The 18,102-nt window shown below is 61.2% G+C and carries 16 protein-coding genes; 5 read left to right on the forward strand and 11 right to left on the reverse strand.

The genetic code is table 11. The annotated features are described in order from the left end of the window. Window positions 1–3: 3 nt before the first annotated feature. On the reverse strand, window positions 4–183 hold the full coding sequence (locus ACB040_RS09155) for a hypothetical protein (RefSeq protein ID WP_338771601.1): 180 nt from the start codon (window positions 181–183) through the stop codon (window positions 4–6). A gap of 133 nt (window positions 184–316) precedes the next feature. After that, entirely contained in the window at window positions 317–970 is a 654-nt protein-coding gene (gene fsa / locus ACB040_RS09160) for a fructose-6-phosphate aldolase (RefSeq protein ID WP_338771603.1), read from the reverse strand. 128 nt (window positions 971–1,098) lie between these two features. Here fsa and ACB040_RS09165 point away from each other — a divergent pair, with 128 nt between their 5' ends. From ACB040_RS09165 to ACB040_RS09180, 4 genes are all read left to right on the forward strand, one after another. Continuing rightward, window positions 1,099–1,995, forward strand: a complete 897-nt coding sequence (locus tag ACB040_RS09165; protein ID WP_157161058.1) for a glycyl-radical enzyme activating protein — start codon at window positions 1,099–1,101, stop codon at window positions 1,993–1,995. A 4-nt stretch (window positions 1,996–1,999) separates the two neighbouring features. Continuing rightward, window positions 2,000–4,432: a formate C-acetyltransferase/glycerol dehydratase family glycyl radical enzyme gene (locus tag ACB040_RS09170; RefSeq protein WP_371154485.1), complete on the forward strand. Its 2,433-nt coding sequence runs from the start codon at window positions 2,000–2,002 to the stop codon at window positions 4,430–4,432. A gap of 96 nt (window positions 4,433–4,528) precedes the next feature. Next, on the forward strand, window positions 4,529–5,275 hold the full coding sequence (locus tag ACB040_RS09175) for a DNA-binding transcriptional regulator YciT (protein WP_139472878.1): 747 nt from the start codon (window positions 4,529–4,531) through the stop codon (window positions 5,273–5,275). Between the two features lie 127 nt (window positions 5,276–5,402). Then, window positions 5,403–7,253 (forward strand): extracellular solute-binding protein, encoded by a 1,851-nt coding sequence (locus tag ACB040_RS09180; RefSeq protein WP_371154483.1) that lies wholly within the window; start codon window positions 5,403–5,405, stop codon window positions 7,251–7,253. A 94-nt stretch (window positions 7,254–7,347) separates the two neighbouring features. Here ACB040_RS09180 and ACB040_RS09185 read toward each other — a convergent pair whose 3' ends face one another. Continuing rightward, window positions 7,348–7,740, reverse strand: coding sequence for a DUF2750 domain-containing protein (locus ACB040_RS09185; RefSeq protein ID WP_005334204.1), 393 nt, complete (start codon window positions 7,738–7,740; stop codon window positions 7,348–7,350). 159 nt (window positions 7,741–7,899) lie between these two features. Then, window positions 7,900–8,448: a hypothetical protein gene (locus ACB040_RS09190; protein ID WP_108540237.1), complete on the reverse strand. Its 549-nt coding sequence runs from the start codon at window positions 8,446–8,448 to the stop codon at window positions 7,900–7,902. A gap of 245 nt (window positions 8,449–8,693) precedes the next feature. Here ACB040_RS09190 and ACB040_RS09195 point away from each other — a divergent pair, with 245 nt between their 5' ends. Continuing rightward, window positions 8,694–8,942, forward strand: coding sequence for a TIGR02647 family protein (locus ACB040_RS09195; protein WP_005334209.1), 249 nt, complete (start codon window positions 8,694–8,696; stop codon window positions 8,940–8,942). Here ACB040_RS09195 and ACB040_RS09200 read toward each other — a convergent pair. From ACB040_RS09200 to ACB040_RS09230, 7 genes are all read right to left on the reverse strand, one after another. Continuing rightward, a complete protein-coding gene (locus ACB040_RS09200) occupies window positions 8,929–9,234 on the reverse strand; it encodes a hypothetical protein (protein WP_338771620.1) in 306 nt (101 codons plus the stop codon). The genes ACB040_RS09195 and ACB040_RS09200 overlap by 14 nt on opposite strands. 90 nt (window positions 9,235–9,324) lie before the next feature. Then, window positions 9,325–9,534, reverse strand: a complete 210-nt coding sequence (locus ACB040_RS09205) for a cold-shock protein (RefSeq protein ID WP_005302803.1) — start codon at window positions 9,532–9,534, stop codon at window positions 9,325–9,327. A gap of 208 nt (window positions 9,535–9,742) precedes the next feature. Then, window positions 9,743–10,843 (reverse strand): dihydrolipoamide acetyltransferase family protein, encoded by a 1,101-nt coding sequence (locus ACB040_RS09210; protein ID WP_371154479.1) that lies wholly within the window; start codon window positions 10,841–10,843, stop codon window positions 9,743–9,745. Next, window positions 10,840–11,826 (reverse strand): alpha-ketoacid dehydrogenase subunit beta, encoded by a 987-nt coding sequence (locus ACB040_RS09215; protein WP_021231077.1) that lies wholly within the window; start codon window positions 11,824–11,826, stop codon window positions 10,840–10,842. Before ACB040_RS09215 ends, ACB040_RS09210 begins: the two co-directional genes overlap by 4 nt. Next, window positions 11,819–12,907: a pyruvate dehydrogenase (acetyl-transferring) E1 component subunit alpha gene (gene pdhA / locus ACB040_RS09220; RefSeq protein WP_317113706.1), complete on the reverse strand. Its 1,089-nt coding sequence runs from the start codon at window positions 12,905–12,907 to the stop codon at window positions 11,819–11,821. Before pdhA ends, ACB040_RS09215 begins: the two co-directional genes overlap by 8 nt. Window positions 12,908–13,192: 285 nt before the next feature. Continuing rightward, window positions 13,193–14,062 (reverse strand): hypothetical protein, encoded by an 870-nt coding sequence (locus ACB040_RS09225; RefSeq protein ID WP_371154476.1) that lies wholly within the window; start codon window positions 14,060–14,062, stop codon window positions 13,193–13,195. Then, window positions 14,059–18,048 carry an amino acid adenylation domain-containing protein gene (locus ACB040_RS09230; RefSeq protein ID WP_371154474.1) on the reverse strand — a complete coding sequence of 1,330 codons (3,990 nt, stop codon included), beginning with the start codon at window positions 18,046–18,048 and terminating at the stop codon, window positions 14,059–14,061. The genes ACB040_RS09225 and ACB040_RS09230 overlap by 4 nt, the downstream gene beginning before the upstream one ends. Window positions 18,049–18,102 lie beyond the last annotated feature (54 nt).

Raw genomic sequence — 18,102 nt, forward strand, 5'->3', positions numbered from 1 at the left:
TATTCATGATTGGCGCTGGCTGTCGAGCCAGTGCTGGATCAGAAACTCCTCATCCAGCGGCGAGAGATCAAAACGCAGGCAGGCCTCTTCAATGGCGGCGATATCGTGCTGATGATGCTCGCTGAGCCAAAGCACCGCACGACGCAAATCTTCACCATGGGGGAGTAGCAGATGGTCGCTCATGGGATACCTCCGGTAGACTGCAGGGCGGCCAGCGAAAGTGGCCACCTCTTTCCAGTCTAGTCGGTCAATCTCCATCACCCGCGCTTCTTCACCCTCCCCCCCCTCAATCACGGCAATCAGCTTGTCACCGGGATCAGCGACCGAAAGCGCGCAGCCAATCCTGATCGAACTTCGCTAGCGCCGCATCCACCGCCGGCACGTTCAGCAGCTGCTCCGCCACATCGAGCGGCAATGTGATGGATTGGCAACCGGCCAGCAGGCAGTCGAGCGCCTGGCGCGGGGTACGGAATGACGCCGCCAGCACCTTGCTGTTCGGTGCGTGCAGCGTAAGCAGCTGTTGCAACTCCTGCACGGTGGCAATGCCATCGCCACCTTGGGCATCCAGCCGGTTAACGTAGGGCGCGACATATTCCGCCCCCGCCACCGCCGCCAGCCAACCTTGCAGCGGGGTATAGACAGCGGTGCCCAAAGTCGGCACACCGTTGGCGGTCAGGCTCTTGATGGCCGCCAGCCCCTCTACGCATACAGGGATTTTGATCACCAGATCCGGGTCCAGCTCACGCAGGGCAAATGCCTCGCGCACCATCTCGGTTTCGGTTTTGGCCATCACTTGGGCAAACAGGCGCGCCTTGGGGCCCAGCACGTCGCGCAGGGCGGGCAGCAGCTCACAGAGCGGCAATCCCCCGGCGGCGGTAATGGAAGGATTGGTGGTGACACCGGCCAACGGCAGGATCCGTGACCAGCGACGCACTGCCGCCACATCGGCGGTATCGAGATACAGCTCCATCTCTAACTCCTTAACGGGATGTTCAATATGTCGCCATTCTAGCGATAAAACATCTGCAAATAGCTTGATCAAAATCAAATCAACTTTCGAATGAAAGCAAATAGAATGCAAATACAAAAGGAGGCGGTATGATTTTCGACCTGCAACGATATTCAACTCACGACGGCCCCGGCATTCGCACCCTGGTGTTTCTCAAGGGGTGCTCGCTGGCCTGTCGCTGGTGTCAAAACCCGGAAAGCCGCTCTCCCAAGCCGGACATACTACTCGACCGGCGCCAATGCATCGAGGGATGCCAGCTCTGCTGCCAGGCCTGTCCGGCAATCTTGCGTGACAGCGAGGGCATCCAGCTCAGTCGTTCTGCCCTCAAGGCCGACGATATGGAACGGCTGCGCGGCCTCTGCCCCAGCGAAGCGCTGCAGGTGTGCGGCCGCGATGAAACCCTGGACACCCTGATGGACACCATCTTGCGGGATCGCCCCTTCTTCGAGCGCAGCGGCGGTGGCGTCACCCTCTCCGGCGGCGAGCCCTTCATGCAGCCCGACTTTGCCGCCGCTTTGCTGGCCCGCTGCAAGGCAGAAGGGCTGCACACGGCGGTCGAGAGCTGCCTGCATGTGCCCTGGCACCAGATTGAGCCAAGCCTCCCCTCACTGGATCTGGTGCTGGCGGATCTCAAACACGTGGATAAAGAACGTTTCTTCCACTGGACCCGCGGCAAGGTGGATCTGCCCATCGCGAACCTCAAACGCCTCGCCGAGCACGGCGTGCCGATGCAGATCCGGGTGCCGCTCATTCCCGGCTTCAATGCCGACCGCGCATCGATCGAAGCCATCACCGACACCGCCGCCAGTCTCGGCACGGTGCAGGAGATCCACTTCCTCCCCTACCACACCTTAGGCGTGGGCAAATATGCCCTGCTGGATCTGCCCTATCAGGCGCCGGAGACACCGCTCGACGACCCCGATTTACTCCACTTTGCCCATGCATACGCCCAACGTCAGGGGCTGACCCCTGTGACCAGAGGATAAGATCATGACCCAGCTCGACCTCAATACCCTCAGCCCGCGGATCCGCGCCCACAAAGAGAGCCTGATCCACATCGTTCAGCCGCCGGTCTGCACCGAGCGTGCCCGCCACTACACCGAGGCCTATCAGGCTCATCTCGCCCGGCCGCTGCCGGTGCGCCGCGCTCTGGCGTTGGCCCATCACCTCAAGGAGCGCACCATCTGGATCAAACACGACGAGCTGATCGTCGGCAATCAGGCCAGTCAGGTACGGGCGGCACCACTGTTTCCTGAGTACACGGTGAACTGGATTGAGAAGGAGATCGACGAGCTGGCAGACCGTCCCGGCGCCGGTTTTGCAGTCAGCGAAACCGACAAGGAGATCATCCACGCCCTCACCCCCTTCTGGCGCGGCCAGACGGTGCAGGATCGCTGCTTCGGCCTCTTTACCGACGAGCAGAAAGCGCTGCTGGAGAGCGGCATCATCAAGGCCGAGGGCAACATGACCTCGGGGGATGCCCACCTCGCGGTCAACTATGAGGAGCTGCTCACGCTGGGGCTCGATGGCTTCAAGGCCAAGGTGGCCGAGCGGCGCAGTCGGCTGGATTTGGCGGATTGGGCCGATCTGCCGCGCGAGCAGTTCCTGCACGCCATCGCCATCACTCTGGATGCGGTCAGCGCTCATATCTCGCGCTACGCCGCACTTGCCCATGATATGGCAGCACAAGAATCTCGCCCCGAGCGCCGAAACGAGCTTGAGACCATCGCGCTCAACTGCGCCCACATCGCCCACCAGCCCCCCGAGACCTTCTGGCAGGCGCTGCAGCTCTGCTACTTTATCCAGCTCATCCTGCAGATCGAATCCAACGGTCACTCGGTGTCGTTTGGCCGGATGGATCAGTACCTCTACCCTTGGTATCGCCGCGAGGTGGAATTGTCGGAATCCCTGCCTCGGACGCACGCCATCGAACTGCTGCAAGGGTGCTGGCTCAAGTTGCTGGAGGTGAACAAGATCCGCTCCGGCACCCACTCCAAGGCCTCCGCCGGCAGCCCGCTCTATCAGAACGTCACCATCGGCGGCCAGAACTGGCGGGATGGTGCAGCCCATGACGCGGTCAATGGCCTCTCCTACGCGATTCTGGAGTCCTGCGGCCAGCTGCGATCCACCCAGCCCAACCTCTCGGTGCGCTACCATGCCGGGATGAGCGAGGATTTCCTCGACACCTGCATTCAGGTGATCCGCTGCGGCTTTGGCATGCCCGCCTTCAACAACGACGAGGTGGTGATCCCCGAGTTCATCAAGCTCGGGGTGAGCGTGGAAGATGCCCACCACTACGCCGCCATCGGTTGCATCGAGACCGCCGTGCCCGGCAAATGGGGCTATCGCTGCACCGGCATGAGCTTTATCAACTTCGCCCGCATCCTGCTGGCCTCCCTTGATGGCGGCCGCGATGCCACCACCGGCAAGATATTCCTGCCCCAGCCCCAGTCGCTGCGAGACGGGAGCTTTGGCAACTTTGACGAGGTGATGGCCCGCTGGGATGAGCAGGTGCGCTACTTCACCCGCAAATCCATCGAGATCGACTGCGTGGTCGACAGCGTGCTGGAGGCTCAAGCCCATGACATCCTCTGCAGCACCCTGGTGGATGACTGCATCGAGCGCGGCAAAACCATCAAAGAGGGAGGCGCCGTCTATGACTGGGTCTCAGGTCTACAGGTGGGAATTGCCAACCTCGGTAACAGCCTGGCTGCCCTGAAGAAACTGGTGTTCGAGCAGGGGATTGTGGATCAGCAAGAGCTGGCTGCCGCCCTGGAGCAAGATTTTTCAGGACTGGCGGGGGAGCAGCTGCGTCAGCGCCTCACCAACGCCGCCCCCAAATATGGCAACGATCTGGACGAGGTTGACCTGCTGCTGGTGCAGGCCTACCAGAGCTACATCGACGAGCTCAAGGGACTGCACAACACCCGCTTCGGACGCGGCCCCATCGGCGGCACCTACTATGCGGGCACCTCCTCCATCTCCGCCAACGTGCCGTTCGGTGCCGCCACCATGGCCACACCGGATGGCCGCCACGCCCGCACGCCGCTGGCGGAAGGGGCAAGCCCCTCGTCGGGTTCGGATCGTCTCGGCCCGACGGCGGTGTTCAACTCCATCGGCAAGCTGCCCACGGCGGCCATCCTCGGCGGGGTACTGCTCAACCAGAAGCTGAGCCCTGCGAGCCTTGAGAACGAGCGGGACAAAGCCAAGCTGATGAGCCTGCTGCGCACCTTCTTCGAAGTGCACAAGGGGTGGCACGTGCAGTACAACATTGTCTCGCGGGAAACCCTGCTGGCGGCCAAAGCCAATCCGGATCAATACCGGGATCTGGTGGTACGGGTGGCGGGCTATTCGGCCTTTTTCACCGCCTTATCCCCGGATGCGCAAGATGATATCATCGCCCGCACCGAGCACAGTCTCTGACGGGGCGCACCCCATGGCGCCTGTGACGTCATATGATTGGCAAGCCACCCTCACGGGTGGCTTGCCGCTATCCACCACCTTCTATGTGAGCGCACCATGAATCCACGCCACCAACTGATCCTCACTCTGGTCCATCAGGCTCGCAAGATGAGCGTGAGTGAACTCTCCCGACATACCGGCGTGTCTGAGGTGACGGTGCGCAATGACCTCACCGCGCTGGAGAAGCAGGGACTGCTCAGACGGGTACACGGCTCGGCCATGGCGCTGGAGACCGATGACCCGGATGCCCGGATGAACATCAACTACCTGCTCAAGGAGCGCCTCGCCGAGCGTGCAGCCCAGCTGGTAGAGGATGGCGAAACAGTCTTTATCGAAGGGGGCAGCGCCAACGCCATGCTGGCGCGCCATCTGGCCCTGCACAAACGGGTCACCATCATCACCATCAGCAGCTATATCGCCCATCTGCTCAAAGATACCCCGGCTCAGGTGGTGCTGCTCGGTGGGCTGTTCCAGCATCAGAGCGAGAGCGTGGTGGGGCCGCTCACTCGCCTCTGCATCGAGCAGGTGCACTTCTCCAAGGCCTTCATCGGGGTGGATGGCTTTCATCCCGAGATGGGTTTCACCGGCCGCGACATGATGCGGGCCGACGTGGTCAACAGCGTGCTGGCCAAGGGGATGACCAATGTGGTGATCACCGACAGCAGCAAATTTGGCGCCATCCACCCGAGCCAGCTTGGCGCGCCGGGTCAGATCAACGTGCTGGTTACCGACGATGCACTTCCCGCCCCCATGCGTGCGGCCATCGCGGCCAAGGGGATCACCATGCACTGCGTTGCGGCCTAGGCCACCCGCTAATTCACGCTATTTCATTGACCTGACAGGATAAAATTTTCATGATGAGCCAGTCCCCATCGGGACTGACATCACCAGTGCGTGATCTGCAGGAAGCAGACTTCAGGAGAGCAAGGACATGCCATCGACCATCACCGCCGGGGAGCGCCGACTCTCCCCTATCATTCGCGCCACCGCCATCACCCTGACCCTGTGCTGGAGCCCGTTTGGCTGGAGTGCCACACTACCCGCCGACTTGAAGTGGGAGAACAACAACCAGGATCCTCTCTATGCCGATCCGGCCGCCAAGCGCGGCGGCACCTTTCGCACCTTTATGACCAGCTTCCCCCTGACCCTGCGCAAATATGGCCCCGACTCCAACGGCGGCTTTGCAGGTTACATGCGGGAAACCAACCTGCCACTGCTGAGCACTCATCCCGTTACCGGCAACCCCATGCCGATGCTGGCAAACGAGTGGGCCTTCGGCGCCGACAACAAGACCCTCTATTTTCGCATCAATCCCAAAGCGCGCTGGTCAGACGGCCAACCGGTGACCGCCGATGACTGGCTCTTTACCCTCAAGATGATGCGCAGCAAAGAGATCAACGATCCTTGGTACAACAACTACTACAGCACCCAGATAGCCGATATCACCAAGTTTGATGATCACACCCTGGCCATCACCAGCGGTACCGAAAAGAGCCGCCAGGATTTGCTCGAGTCACTGCCCATTAGCCCGGAGCCGAGCCACGCCATCAAGCTCACCGCCAACTGGGTCAAGGAGTACAACTGGAAGGTGTTGCCGGTCACCGGTCCCTATCAGATCGATCAGGTGAAAAAGGGCAAATCGGTCACCTTCAAACGGATTGAACACTGGTGGGGGGATGACGAGCGCTATTTCCAGCATCGCTTCAATCCTGCGCGGATCGAGATCAAGGTGCTCAGGGATCTGAACATCGCCTGGCAACACTTCCTGCGCGGCGATCTCGACACCTTCCCGCTGGTGATGCCCAACTGGTGGCACGACAAGACCAACACCGCCGAGTTCGAGAAGGGTTACATCGCGCGTACCTGGTTCTACAACCAGACCCCGCAATCGCCAATGGGGCTCTATCTCAACACCGCCGATCCGCTGCTGAATAATCGATATGTGCGGCTCGGGATCCAGCATGCCCTCAACCTCGACAAGATGCTCACCACCCTGCTGCGGGGGGATTACCAGCGACTCAACAGTTATGGCTCAGGTCAGGGTGAATTTACCAACAGCGAGATCAAGGCCCGTCCGTTCGATCCCAAACTGGCACGGGAATACTTTGCCAAGGCAGGCTTTGACAAGGTTGGGCCACAGGGGATTTTGCAAAACGACAAGGGGCAGTCACTGACCCTCGCTATCACCTACACCACGGCGGAGCACGCCCAGCGGCTCACCTTGCTACGGGAAGAGGCCAAGAAGGCGGGGCTTAATCTGGAGCTCAACCTGATGGATGCCTCGGCCGGGTTCAAATCGATGCTGGAGAAAAAACACCAGAGCGCCTGGATGGCCTGGGCGGGTAGCCGCTATCCCGCCTATTGGGAGTTCTTCCACAAGGTCAACGCCAACAAGCCCCAGACCAACAACATCATGAACATCGATGATGACGCCATCACGGCTCTGGTGGAGCAGTATGACAAGGAGTTCGACTTTGCCAAAAAGGCGGCCCTGTCACGGCAGATCCAGCAGCGGCTCTATGAGCTGGCCAGCTTCGTGCCTGCGTATCAGGTGCCCTACACCCGGGAAGGGGCATGGCGCTGGATCAAACTGCCAAAAGTACCAGCAACCCCCAAGAGCGAGCAGCTTTACTGGCCTCTTGGGGGCGACAACAGCGGTTACAGCTATGGCGGTCTGCTGTGGATCGATGAAGAGCTAAAAACCGAGACCAGGGCAGCCATCAAGAGCGGCAAAACCTTCCCGGCCGCGCCCATCATCGACACCACCTATCGCCAGCCCTGATAGCCACAACTCGTTTGGCAAACAGACCTAAAACAAAGACCCCGCCAGATAGCGGGGTCTTTGTTGGCAACCGGTGTTGCGAATCGAGCGGTGATCAGCCGCGTTTGGCCTGCTTCTCGGCAATGGCGTCAGCCACGTCAGCCGGCTCCAGTACGATGCCTTCCTGATCCGGGGTCGGGAACACGGCAACACACAGCTCGTCCTGCTCCATACCGTCAACCCAGCGCTCCAGCCACACCTTCAGGGTGATGGACTGCGGCTTGCAATCGGCCCACTCACCTTCGGCCCACGCCTTGGCGTACTCCGGGTGCGGCCATACCGGGATGCAATCTTCATCGTCGGTGGTCAGCATCATGACGCCATGCTCGTCAGTCAGGACGAATAGCTCTTCATGCTCGACCAGCTTGCTGATGAAGTGATCGTAACGGTAATCAGCGTTCAGTTGCAGCGCGGCATTGCGCTCGGTGTCGCTCAGTTCATAGCTCATTGGCCAAGTCTCTCTCTCGATAAAGGGCGCCATGTTCACATCTTGTCGTCAGCTTGTCCAGCTTGCAGCCCCTTGGCACCGGATGGGGAGGACAATGACGCAAATAAGGATAGAGCAGCCTCCTCGATAACGAGACCGCCAGCAATCATATTGCCCCTTTTACAGCGCAGGGGTGATCAGCTCCACATCAGGCTGCTCGCTCAGCTTTTGCCGCAGCCAGTAGGCGGACTCCACCTCGACAAAGCAGAGCAGATCCCGGCCATTGGCCGCCATCGCCATCAGCTGCTCAAAACGCAGCTGTTGTTGCTGCTCCCAGGCGGCAGCGAGTTTGGCACCGTGGGCCTCATCCACCACTTCGCGACGCAGCTCGAACAGGTTATCGGTGATCGGGCTGTTGATCTTGGCGGCGGTGTGCCAGTACATCAGCAGGTTATCCATCATCTCGCTGTCGTAGTTGGCCAGTGCATCCAGCTCGGGTGTATCACCGCTGTCGCTGGCGGCAAAATCACACCAGCCCGCATCGAGTGACGCCAGCTCATGAGCCCCCTTGGCATGCTTGCGTAACAGCGCAATGTCGGCCCCCTTGCGTGCAGGTAACCACACCTCGCCCTGATGGGCATCCAACAGGGACGTCAACGAAGCAGCGGGGTAAACCGGAAAGCGGGTACAAAGTGAATGCAGCAGGGATACCAGAGTGATCTTGACCATGAGCGATACCTTGAACAGGGCGGACAGCCACCAATAGACCGTCCGATATAAAGAAGTGCCCTATCCTACCACGTTTGGTCCGGCTCGGCCCTTGGCGAAGCTGTCAGCCAACCATCTGATTACGCCGAAAAAAACAGCATTTGAAACGCAGCATCCAGTCAAAGGTCAATAATTTGAGCCAGCGCCCACTAAAGTGGATCCGGGGATGCTAGTTTGCATACATCTTTAGCGTAAGGAGTAAATCCATGATTGGGATCGACCAGGTTTCTAACGAATTCGTGAACGATTTGAAAATACTGGCATGCTTTGATCCGGCCAACATGAGCCTAGGGATTAAATTACGCAGCGATATGTCTGAAGAGTTGTGCCAAGCGGCAGCCCGTCTGCATCAACAGGGGCTCATCAGCGCAGAAGATGGCGGCTATCTCACCCCGTTTGGCATGACCATGGTTGAACACCTGCAACATCTGTTGGTCGCACTCAAACCGCTTTGACCGGCTGTGGTGCCCAGAGCGAAAAGTTGAGTAGCTCCCAGCGCTTCCCTTGGTGAAGATGACAGGCAAACAGCAAAGGACCTTCGGGTCCTTTTATTTTGCCATCCACCAGCCACTCCCCCTCCCTTTCAGGCACCAGTCGCGCATTCACCTCATCGGGTTGCTGTGCAGTGCCCATCCGGACCTGGACAAATTGCTGGCAGATCACCTGCGCTTCCATCGCGGATTGAACCGGTACAGGCGCATCGGACGTCGGAGTCAAGGTGGCAGCAAGCAGGAGCGATAGCAGCATGATTCAGCACATGGGAGTCAGTAGCAGAAGCCATATAAACAAAAAGCCGTGGCACCAGAGGTACCACGGCTTTCTTAAATTCTGTAAGAATTACAGAGCGGTTACGTTCTCAGCCTGCGGGCCTTTCTGACCTTGGGTCACAGAGAACTGTACGCGCTGACCTTCAGCCAGGGTACGGAAACCGTTACCTTGAATGGCGCTGAAGTGAACGAAAACGTCCGGGCCGTTTTCTTGCTGGATGAAGCCAAAACCTTTGGTTTCGTTGAAAAACTTAACGGTACCGGTGATCATGTTAGACATATCTTTTAAACCTGTATTCAAAATAATTACTTATGCTTTTCAGCGGGTAAAGCTCAAAAAACGGGATTAACTTATGAACAACAGGACAAGATGTGAAACATCGTATTCATTGACATAACTATCGCCCTTTCAAGCTGGTTTGGATTATACGTGGCTTTGTAGATTACGCAAACAAATTTGTGCCCTGCCAACGGCAGGGCACAAACCGTTATAAGGTGGCCGCTTCCAACGCTTCGACCAGCGCTCTGAGAAAACGAGCCGCTTCCCCGCCAGTGCAGGCTCTGTGGTCAAATGTCATCGACAGCGGCAATGCCCTGACGGGACGCGCTTCACCATGGATGAACACCACTTTTTCGAACAGTTTGCCTGCCCCTATGATGGCCACCTGCGGCGGCGTCACGATGGGGCTGGCATAACGGCCTGCGATGGCGCCGAAGTTGGTGAGCGTGATGGTCGCCCCCTGCAACATCTCGCGCGGCACGGCGCGCGCCTTCACATCGGCGATCATCCGATCCAGCCCCTGCCGGATATCCGCCCCCTCCCGCTCGGCCACGTTCTCCATCACCGGCACATAAAGGCCATGCTTTGAATCCACCGCGATGGCTACATTGACCTCTTTGAACAGCCGCCGTGACAGGGTTTCACCATCAAACCAGGCGTTCATCGAGGGCTCGGCGCGGCACGCCACGCCAATGGCCTTGATAAGGCGCACCGTCACATCCTCATCAGGGCGCCAGTGACGCAAATCCACCTCATCGGTGATGCTGACCGGCACCACAGTCTGATGAGAGAGCTCCATCGCCTTGGCCATGGCACGCCGTGACCCTTTGAGGAATTCGTTGCCACTGCTCTGCTGGGCCTCGAATGCCTGCTGCACATCCAGCTCGGTCACCATGCCGCCGCTGCCACTTCCCTTGATCCGGTCGATATCCAGACCCAGTTTTTGTGCCAACAGTCGCACCGCAGGCATGGCTTGCACCAGCGATCCCCCCGGGGCAATGGCCCCCACCACGAAGTGATCCTCGATATGTTGCTGATGGGCGCTCACCTTGCCCACCACAGTGCCATCATCTTCGCCCCCCTCGAACTCCACCAGCGGCGCACCGATATGGAGGATATCCCCCTCGGCGCAGCAGAGACGGGCGATTACCCCGGCCACCGGAGAGGGTACATCCACCAGCGCCTTGGCCGTTTCCACCGACAAGAGCACCTGATCGACCGCGACGGTATCACCGGCACTCACCTTCCATTCGACGATCTCGGCTTCGGCCAACCCTTCACCCAGATCCGGTAATTTGAAAAATTTCATAGCCACTGGTTCTCCATCAGCTGGTGAGCGGCATCGGCGATATCCTGCTCGGTGATGAGGTAATACGCTTCGTTGCGATAGTAGGGAACGGCGGCATCCACGCCGGTCAGCCGTTTGGGCGGCGCCTTGAGGCTGGGGAGTGCCTGCTCGGTCACTCGCGCCACAATTTCGGCCCCGACCCCGAAGCTGCCACACGCCTCGTGTACCACCAGCAACCGGCCGGTCTTGCGTACCGAGGTGAGGATGGTTTCCATATCCAGCGGCTTGATGGTGGCCAGATCCAGCACCTCGCACTGAATATCCTGCTCGGCCAGCAGGTTCGCCGCCCGCATCACCTCCTGGATGCAGGCCCCCCAGGCCACTACTGTGATATCCCGGCCCGGGCGCAGGGTGAAGCAGACATCCAGCGGCAGGCCGACACCATCATCCACCACCTCGGATTTCATCGAGCGATAGATGCGGTCCGGTTCGAAAAACATCACGGGATCCGGATCGCGGATGGCCGAGAGCAGCAGGCCATAGGCGCGTCTCGGGCTGGAGGGGATCACTACCCGCAGCCCCGGAATATGGGCAAACAGCGCCTCGACACTCTCGCTGTGATGTTCAGGCGAATGAATGCCCGCGCCATACGGGGAGCGATAGACGAGGGGACAGGAGAGGCGGCCACGGGTGCGGTTTCGCATCCGCGCCGCCTGACAGATGATCTGCTCCATCCCGGGGAAGATGAAACCCTGAAACTGGAACTCAGCCACCGGCTTGAGCCCCTGGGTCGCCATGCCGACCGCCACCCCGGCGATCAATCCCTCGGCCAGCGGCGTGTCGATCACCCGCTTGAAACCGAACTTGTCGCGCAGCCCTACGGTAGCGCGAAACACCCCGCCGTTGACCCCGACATCCTCGCCCAGTACCACCACATCCGGGTCGTGTTCCATCTCGTAGTGAAGGGCCATGTTGACCGCTTCCAGCAAACTGATCTCACTCATGGCCAACCTCCTGCTTCATCCCCTTGGCAATCACTCGCTCGCGCTGGGGCAAGAGTTCGGCGGGCAGGCTGGCGTAGTGATAATCGAGCATCGCCTCCGGTGGCTGAGGCACCATCGCCTCATAACGGGTGACCGCCTGTTCGACCTCTCGGGTAGCCTCCGCCAGCAGGCTCTGCTCCTGCTCTTCATCCCACCACCCCTGGCTGTGCATAAACTGGCGCAGCCGCTTGACCGGCTCTTTCGCCCAGGCGGCCTCGACCTCGGCCCCATCGCGATAGCGAGTGGCATCGTCGGCCGTGGTGTGATCGCCGAGGCGATAACTGACCGCTTCTATCAGGGTCGGCCCCTTGCCGCTGCGGGCCCGTTCGACGGCACTGCGTGCAGCATCATAGACCGCCACCACATCGTTGCCATCCACCTGCAGACTGCGCACCCCGGCACCAATCCCTTTCTGGGCCAGTGTAGGAGCGCTCGATTGCAATTTGCGTGGCACCGAGATGGCCCACTGGTTGTTGTTGACGATGATGACCATGGGCAGGTGCCAGACACCGGCGCAGTTGAGCCCCTCCAGAAAATCCCCCTTGGAGGTGCCGCCATCGCCGATGGTGACTACGGCGACGCGCGGTTGATTACGCAGTTTGAAAGCCGAGGCAATACCGCAGGCGTGGGTGATCTGGGTGGCGATGGGGACGCAGATAGGGAGATCTTCAGAGGGAGTCCCATCGGGTTTGAGAAAATAACTGCCCCGCTCGTCACCACCCCAATATTGCAGGTTTTTCTCCATCGGCACGCCCCGCACATAGAGGGTGGGCATGTCCCGATAGTAGGGAACGTAGACATCCTGCGGCTGCATGGCGAGACCAATGCCAATCCCCACGGCTTCTGCGCCGAGATGGGAGGGAAAAGTACCGAGTTTGCCGGTTCGTTGCAGCGCAATCGCTTTTTTGTCATAGCTGCGCACCATCACCATATTGCGGTAGAAGGTGTGCAGTATCGCCTTGTCCAGCCAGGTCGGTAAGGTGGCGACCGGGCACCCTTCCGCATCGAGGTAACGAAGGAAAGGGATGTCGACATGGGTCATAACTGGCTCCTTGCCGTTGTGAGCGTCACCGATGCTGATGACACCTAGATGTAAATACCTTGTTAAATAAAAAGCAAAGGGATTTATTCAGGTAAGACCAGTAGAAACTTCTTTAAAGTAGCGAAGGAGCTGAATTTTCGGCGATGAGTGGCAAGGTATGCCGTAAATGGTGCAACTTTGCAGCGCTGAACGCAGGATGCCAAATGTGAAAAAGGGGAGCCTGGCTCCCCCATTGGGTTGTTTCAGTTAGCTGTTACTTCTGTCAGGGGTGACTCCAACCAGCAGTTACGCCAGCCAGTGTTGCAGCTGGCGGGCCATGCCAACTGGCAGCAAGTGAACGCGGCTTAGCAAGTGGCTGCGCCAGGGCTCGGCCAGCAAGGTCGGGCAAATTCGTATCTCCCGTCCCCGGTCAGCCACGCGCACCAACCGATCGATGAGGGTCTCCAGCGGCGGATGCACCGGCCAGTGAGGATAGAGGTCAGCAGTTGTGATATCGGCCAACTCGCACTCCCGCTCCTCTTTCTCATCTCCCTTCCCAGCAACCATTGGCCAGGGGTGAAGGACATGCAGCCAGCCCGGCCGTGCCACCTCCAGCAACTGGCCCAGCGTCGGCTGCGCAAAATGGGGATCCCCTGCGGCTTTGAGCAGATGGCGCGCCCCTGCCAGCACCACCACGCCGCGGGCGGGAAGTGCAAGAAGATAGTCGGCCAGCGCCTGATCCCGCCCCCTGTTGTGTTGCTGCCACCGCTCCGGGCTCATCTCCTGCCACTCGAATGAGGGCTCGCAGAGATGCACCCGCAGCCGCACATGTTCAGGGCGCACCAGATTGCTCTGGCGCAGAGCGGAAAAGAGAGCCGGAAACTCGGGGGCCATCCAGGCAGGAAAGGCGCAAGAGTCAAGCCAGACCGGATAGAGCCGTGCCAGCGTCAGCGGCTCCCCCTGCCAGCTCTCCTGCCCCGTCAGCCAGGCATCGAGCAGGCCCTGATGGCGGCGGTTGCCGCACTCCAGCACCAGATCGGTCATGACTCCCCAGAGCGCCGGATCACACAACCAGGCGTGCTGGCGCCGGATAAAATCTGGGTGCCAGTGCGGCTCCCCCAGCCCCACCAGCTTGCCCGCCTGCAAGGCTTCCCGGATGGCGGCAACCGGGGTCATGCGTCCCCCTCCTGCCGGATGTGCGGTTGTTGCCCGACCCCATCGACCCGCTCACCAATAAGGGCGCCGATCTTCGCCAACCAGTCGGGATGCACCATCTCCTGATGCAGACAGGGGAAGCGCTCATAGCGGATCTCCCCTTTTGTCAGCAGCTCCCAGCCACGTCCATCCAGCCAGGGCTGGCGGGAGGCTGAGGCCTCGATAAAGATCACCTCCCCGTGGTAGCAGTAGTCGACCGGCTCACGGATAAGCCTGTTGTTGTGGCCCACCAGCTCGATCATGGCGCTCACCACCTGCTCATCGAGCATGGCCAGCGCACTCCCCTCTGCCCCCAGTCGGGCCACCACTTCGTCACGAGTAAGGGAATCGAGCGCATCGTCCGCAACCGCAATGCCCCCCATCCGCAGCAGCGCATCGAGCATCCGCTGCTCGTCGGGCAACGGCTGGGTCTGCCACTGCTGACAGGGGTAGGCATCGAGCAGCAGCACCATGGCCACCTCTTGTCCCTGCTCTTGCAGCATGGCGGCCATCCGGTGCACCAGCATGCCCCCGAGGGACCAGCCGAGCAGCCAGTAGGGCCCCTCGCTCTGCTGACGACGCAGCTCGGTCACATAGTCAAGTGCCAGCTCGTCGAAACAGGCGGGCAGCGGCGCATCCGGCTGACAAAGCGCCCGCGCCTGCAGGGCATAGACCGCCATGTCGGTCGGCAGATGGGGCACCAGTGGCGCATAACACCAGCCGAGCCCCCCTGCGGGGTGGACGCAAAAGAGGGTGGGGCACGATGTGCCAGACTGCGCACCATGCGCCCGCAGGGGCAACAGCATGGGCATCGCCTCCCGCTCGCCGCCAAGACGACGCGCCAGCTGGGCAGGGCTCGGTGCTTCGAACAGACTGGCCAAAGTGAGCGCCTGTCCGGTCGACTCTTCAACGCGCACCACCAGTTGCGCCGCCAGCAGGGAGTGGCCGCCGAGGGCAAAGAAGTTATCGTCGGCGCCGACCCGCGCCAGCCCCAGTATCTCGGCGAAGAGGCGACAGAGCCGCTCCTCCAGCAGGGTTTTCGGCAGTGACTGACCCACCGCCGACGCCATGTCGGGCAGCGGCAGCCCCTTGCGATCCAGCTTGCCATTGGGGGTAAGCGGCAGCTCAGCCAGGTTTACCAGGAGCCCCGGCACCATGTAGTCAGGCAAGGCAGCGCCAAGGGCAGGTGCCAGCTCGGCCAGCGTCAGCTCTGTGCTATCTGCGGCCACCACGTAGGCCACCAGACGGCGATCGCCGGGGGCAAATTCGGGGGCCAACACTACCGCCTGCGCCACTCGGGGATGGCGCAGCAGCAACTGCTCGATCTCCTCCAGTTCGATGCGCTGGCCACGGATCTTCACCTGAAAATCGAGGCGCCCCAGATACTCGATGGCGCCATCCTCGCGCCAGGCGGCCAGATCGCCGCTGCGATAGAGCCGTCCCGCTCCGAAGGGGTTGGCAATAAAGCGCTCGGCGGTGAGCTCGGGCTGGCCAAAGTAGCCCTCCGCCACCTGCACGCCGCCGATCCAGAGCTCACCCGCTACACCGGGGGGCACCGGCTGCAACCAGGGGTCGAGAATGTGGATGCAGGTATTCCAGACCGGATAGCCGATGGGCACGCTGGTCACCGCCTCGTCTGCCCGGCAGGGATACCAGGTGACATCCACCGCCGCCTCGGTCGGGCCATAGAGGTTGTGCAGAGGGGCGGAGAATGTCCCATACCAGCGCTGCACCAGATCCGCGGACAGCGCCTCACCGGAGCAGAAGACCTGCCGCAGGGCGCGGCAACGGGCAGGCTCGGCTTGTGCGACGAAGATCTGCAGCATGGAGGGGACAAAGTGCAAGGTGGTGATCCCGGCCTGCTCAATCAGCTCGGCAAGGTAGGCGGGATCCTTGTGGCCGCCCGGTTTGGCGAGCACCAGCCGCGCCCCGGTCATAAAGGGCCAGAAAAACTCCCAGATGGAGACATCGAAACCGGCCGGGGTCTTTTGCAGCACCCGATCCGCCGGGCCGATGGGATACATGTGCTGCATCCAGAGCAGCCGGTTGACGATGGCGCCATGGCTCACCACCACCCCTTTGGGCCGACCGGTCGAACCGGAGGTGTAGATGATGTAGGCCGCATCTTCCGGTTTGGGGGCTGGCAGATCACAAGGTGCTATCCCCGCCACGTCTATCGTCGCCAGCTGCTCTGCCACACCGGGGGCATCGAGGCAGACAAGTGGCGCGGCCACGTCGAGCGGCATCTGAAGCGTATGACTGGTCAACACCAGCGCAGGATCACTGCTGGCGAGAATGTAGCCGATCCGCTCCGCCGGATAGTCCGGATCAACGGGCACGTAGACCGCTCCCACCGCCATGATGGCCTGCTGGGCGAGAATAAGCTCGGGAGAGCGCGGGATCACCACCGCCACCCGGCAACCGGGGCCCACGCCCCTTCCCGCCAGATAGCTGGCCAACTGACGGGTACGCTGGCGCAGCTCGGTCACACTCCAGCGCTCGGTACCACACTCCAGCGCGATGGCGCTCTGATCTGCCGCCGCCAGCCCCTCGGCCAGCAGTGCGCTCAGAGTGGTAATCGGCAACGGATGGTCGGTCTGGTTCCAGCGCGCCAGCTCACCCTGCTCGCAAGGCAGCAGCAGCGGCAAGCGCACCGCCAGGGCCTCGTCATCCGCCTCACTCCAGGCCGCCAGATAAGCTACCAGCCGGGCCAGATGACGTTCACTCTCCTGTTGGCTGAAGCGCCCCTGATGTGCTTCGAGGGTCAGGGTCATCGCGCCAGCCTCCTCGGCAAAGTAAAAGGCGCACTCCTCCACCGGCCCTGCCGCCAGCACCTGCACCTCGCCACGAACCTGGTTGTGCCCTTCACCAAAGCTGAGGGTACGGGCAAAGGGCATCAGGTTGACCTGAGGGCCAAACAGCGGCTGGCCCGGCTGACGCTGTTGCAACCACTCCTGACGGCAGCCCTGATGACGGCGCAGGGCGGCAAATTGCCGCTCGACCTGTGCCAGCAACTCCCCTACCCGGCTGGTGCCGCTCAGCTCGATGCGCAGGGGCACCACATTGACCTTCATGCAGGGGGTATCGGCCGCCGCTGAGCCCAGCCGCCCCATCAGCGGGATACCCAGCACTACCTCGCCAGCACCGCTCATCCGCTGCACATAGCTGGCCACTGCTGCCAGCAGCAGGCTATAGGGGTGACAGGCCGAGCGGCTCGCCCGTGCCACCAATGCCTGCCACTGGCGGCCAGCAAGCCGCTGCTCAAGACGATATGTGGGGCCCGGCCCTTGCGCCGGACGGCGGGAGAGCGACGCCGGATTCTCCACCCCGGCCAGCTGCTGCATGAAGAAATCGCGATCCCGCGCGGCGCGCGGCGAATCCTGATAAGCCGCCTCTTCGGCCAGCAACTCCTGCTGGGATGCATAACGGCAGGGTACAGGCTGCTCGCCGGCACAGAGCGCCTCATACCAATTTGCCACCCGCTGGAAGAGCAGGCTCAGGCCAAAGCCATCGATGGCGATATGGTGCACGGCGATAAACCAGGCCCACCGCCCCTCGCCAAGGCGATAGAGCGTCGTGGCAAACAGCGGCCCCCCGGCCAGATTGAAGGGGACGGCCAACTGCGCACGCATCTCGACCTGCGCGGCCGCGAGTGGGTCGGCTTCGCTGCGCAGATCCCGCTCTGCCAGCTGCCAGCAAGCGGGGTTGGCCACCATCTGCGGGCCATCGGCAGTAGCCACAAAGGCGCAGTGCAGACCGGGGATCTCGTCGATAGTCTGGCGCACCGCGCGGGTGAAGTGATGGGGAGCCAGCGCCCCCTCCAGCAGCCAGTATTCGCCGGTATTGCAGGCGGGGCTCTGCGGATATTTTTGCTGGGCAAACCAGATGCCCGCCTGAGCAGTGGTAAGCGGCCAGCGCGGGTGCTCACCACGCTGGTGGGTGGCGCGCATCGCCATTGTCTGTTCCATGAGAATGTCCTTGCGCAAACATCGAGCGGGCAGTGAGTTGCTCCTGCCCGCATG

The sequence above is a fragment of the Aeromonas sp. S11(2024) genome (assembly GCF_041402345.1).
Classification (GTDB): domain Bacteria; phylum Pseudomonadota; class Gammaproteobacteria; order Enterobacterales; family Aeromonadaceae; genus Aeromonas; species Aeromonas veronii.

Bases quoted from the DNA above. Each gene is read 5' to 3' on its own strand.
- ACB040_RS09155 (WP_338771601.1), bottom strand. From the start codon at position 183: ATGAGCGACCATCTGCTACTCCCCCATGGTGAAGATTTGCGTCGTGCG.
- fsa (WP_338771603.1), bottom strand. From the start codon at position 970: ATGGAGCTGTATCTCGATACCGCCGATGTGGCGGCAGTGCGTCGCTGG.
- ACB040_RS09165 (WP_157161058.1), top strand. From the start codon at position 1,099: ATGATTTTCGACCTGCAACGATATTCAACTCACGACGGCCCCGGCATT.
- ACB040_RS09170 (WP_371154485.1), top strand. From the start codon at position 2,000: ATGACCCAGCTCGACCTCAATACCCTCAGCCCGCGGATCCGCGCCCAC.
- ACB040_RS09175 (WP_139472878.1), top strand. From the start codon at position 4,529: ATGAATCCACGCCACCAACTGATCCTCACTCTGGTCCATCAGGCTCGC.
- ACB040_RS09180 (WP_371154483.1), top strand. From the start codon at position 5,403: ATGCCATCGACCATCACCGCCGGGGAGCGCCGACTCTCCCCTATCATT.
- ACB040_RS09185 (WP_005334204.1), bottom strand. From the start codon at position 7,740: ATGAGCTATGAACTGAGCGACACCGAGCGCAATGCCGCGCTGCAACTG.
- ACB040_RS09190 (WP_108540237.1), bottom strand. From the start codon at position 8,448: ATGGTCAAGATCACTCTGGTATCCCTGCTGCATTCACTTTGTACCCGC.
- ACB040_RS09195 (WP_005334209.1), top strand. From the start codon at position 8,694: ATGATTGGGATCGACCAGGTTTCTAACGAATTCGTGAACGATTTGAAA.
- ACB040_RS09200 (WP_338771620.1), bottom strand. From the start codon at position 9,234: ATGCTGCTATCGCTCCTGCTTGCTGCCACCTTGACTCCGACGTCCGAT.
- ACB040_RS09205 (WP_005302803.1), bottom strand. From the start codon at position 9,534: ATGTCTAACATGATCACCGGTACCGTTAAGTTTTTCAACGAAACCAAA.
- ACB040_RS09210 (WP_371154479.1), bottom strand. From the start codon at position 10,843: ATGAAATTTTTCAAATTACCGGATCTGGGTGAAGGGTTGGCCGAAGCC.
- ACB040_RS09215 (WP_021231077.1), bottom strand. From the start codon at position 11,826: ATGAGTGAGATCAGTTTGCTGGAAGCGGTCAACATGGCCCTTCACTAC.
- pdhA (WP_317113706.1), bottom strand. From the start codon at position 12,907: ATGACCCATGTCGACATCCCTTTCCTTCGTTACCTCGATGCGGAAGGG.
- ACB040_RS09225 (WP_371154476.1), bottom strand. From the start codon at position 14,062: ATGACCCCGGTTGCCGCCATCCGGGAAGCCTTGCAGGCGGGCAAGCTG.
- ACB040_RS09230 (WP_371154474.1), bottom strand. From the start codon at position 18,048: ATGGAACAGACAATGGCGATGCGCGCCACCCACCAGCGTGGTGAGCAC.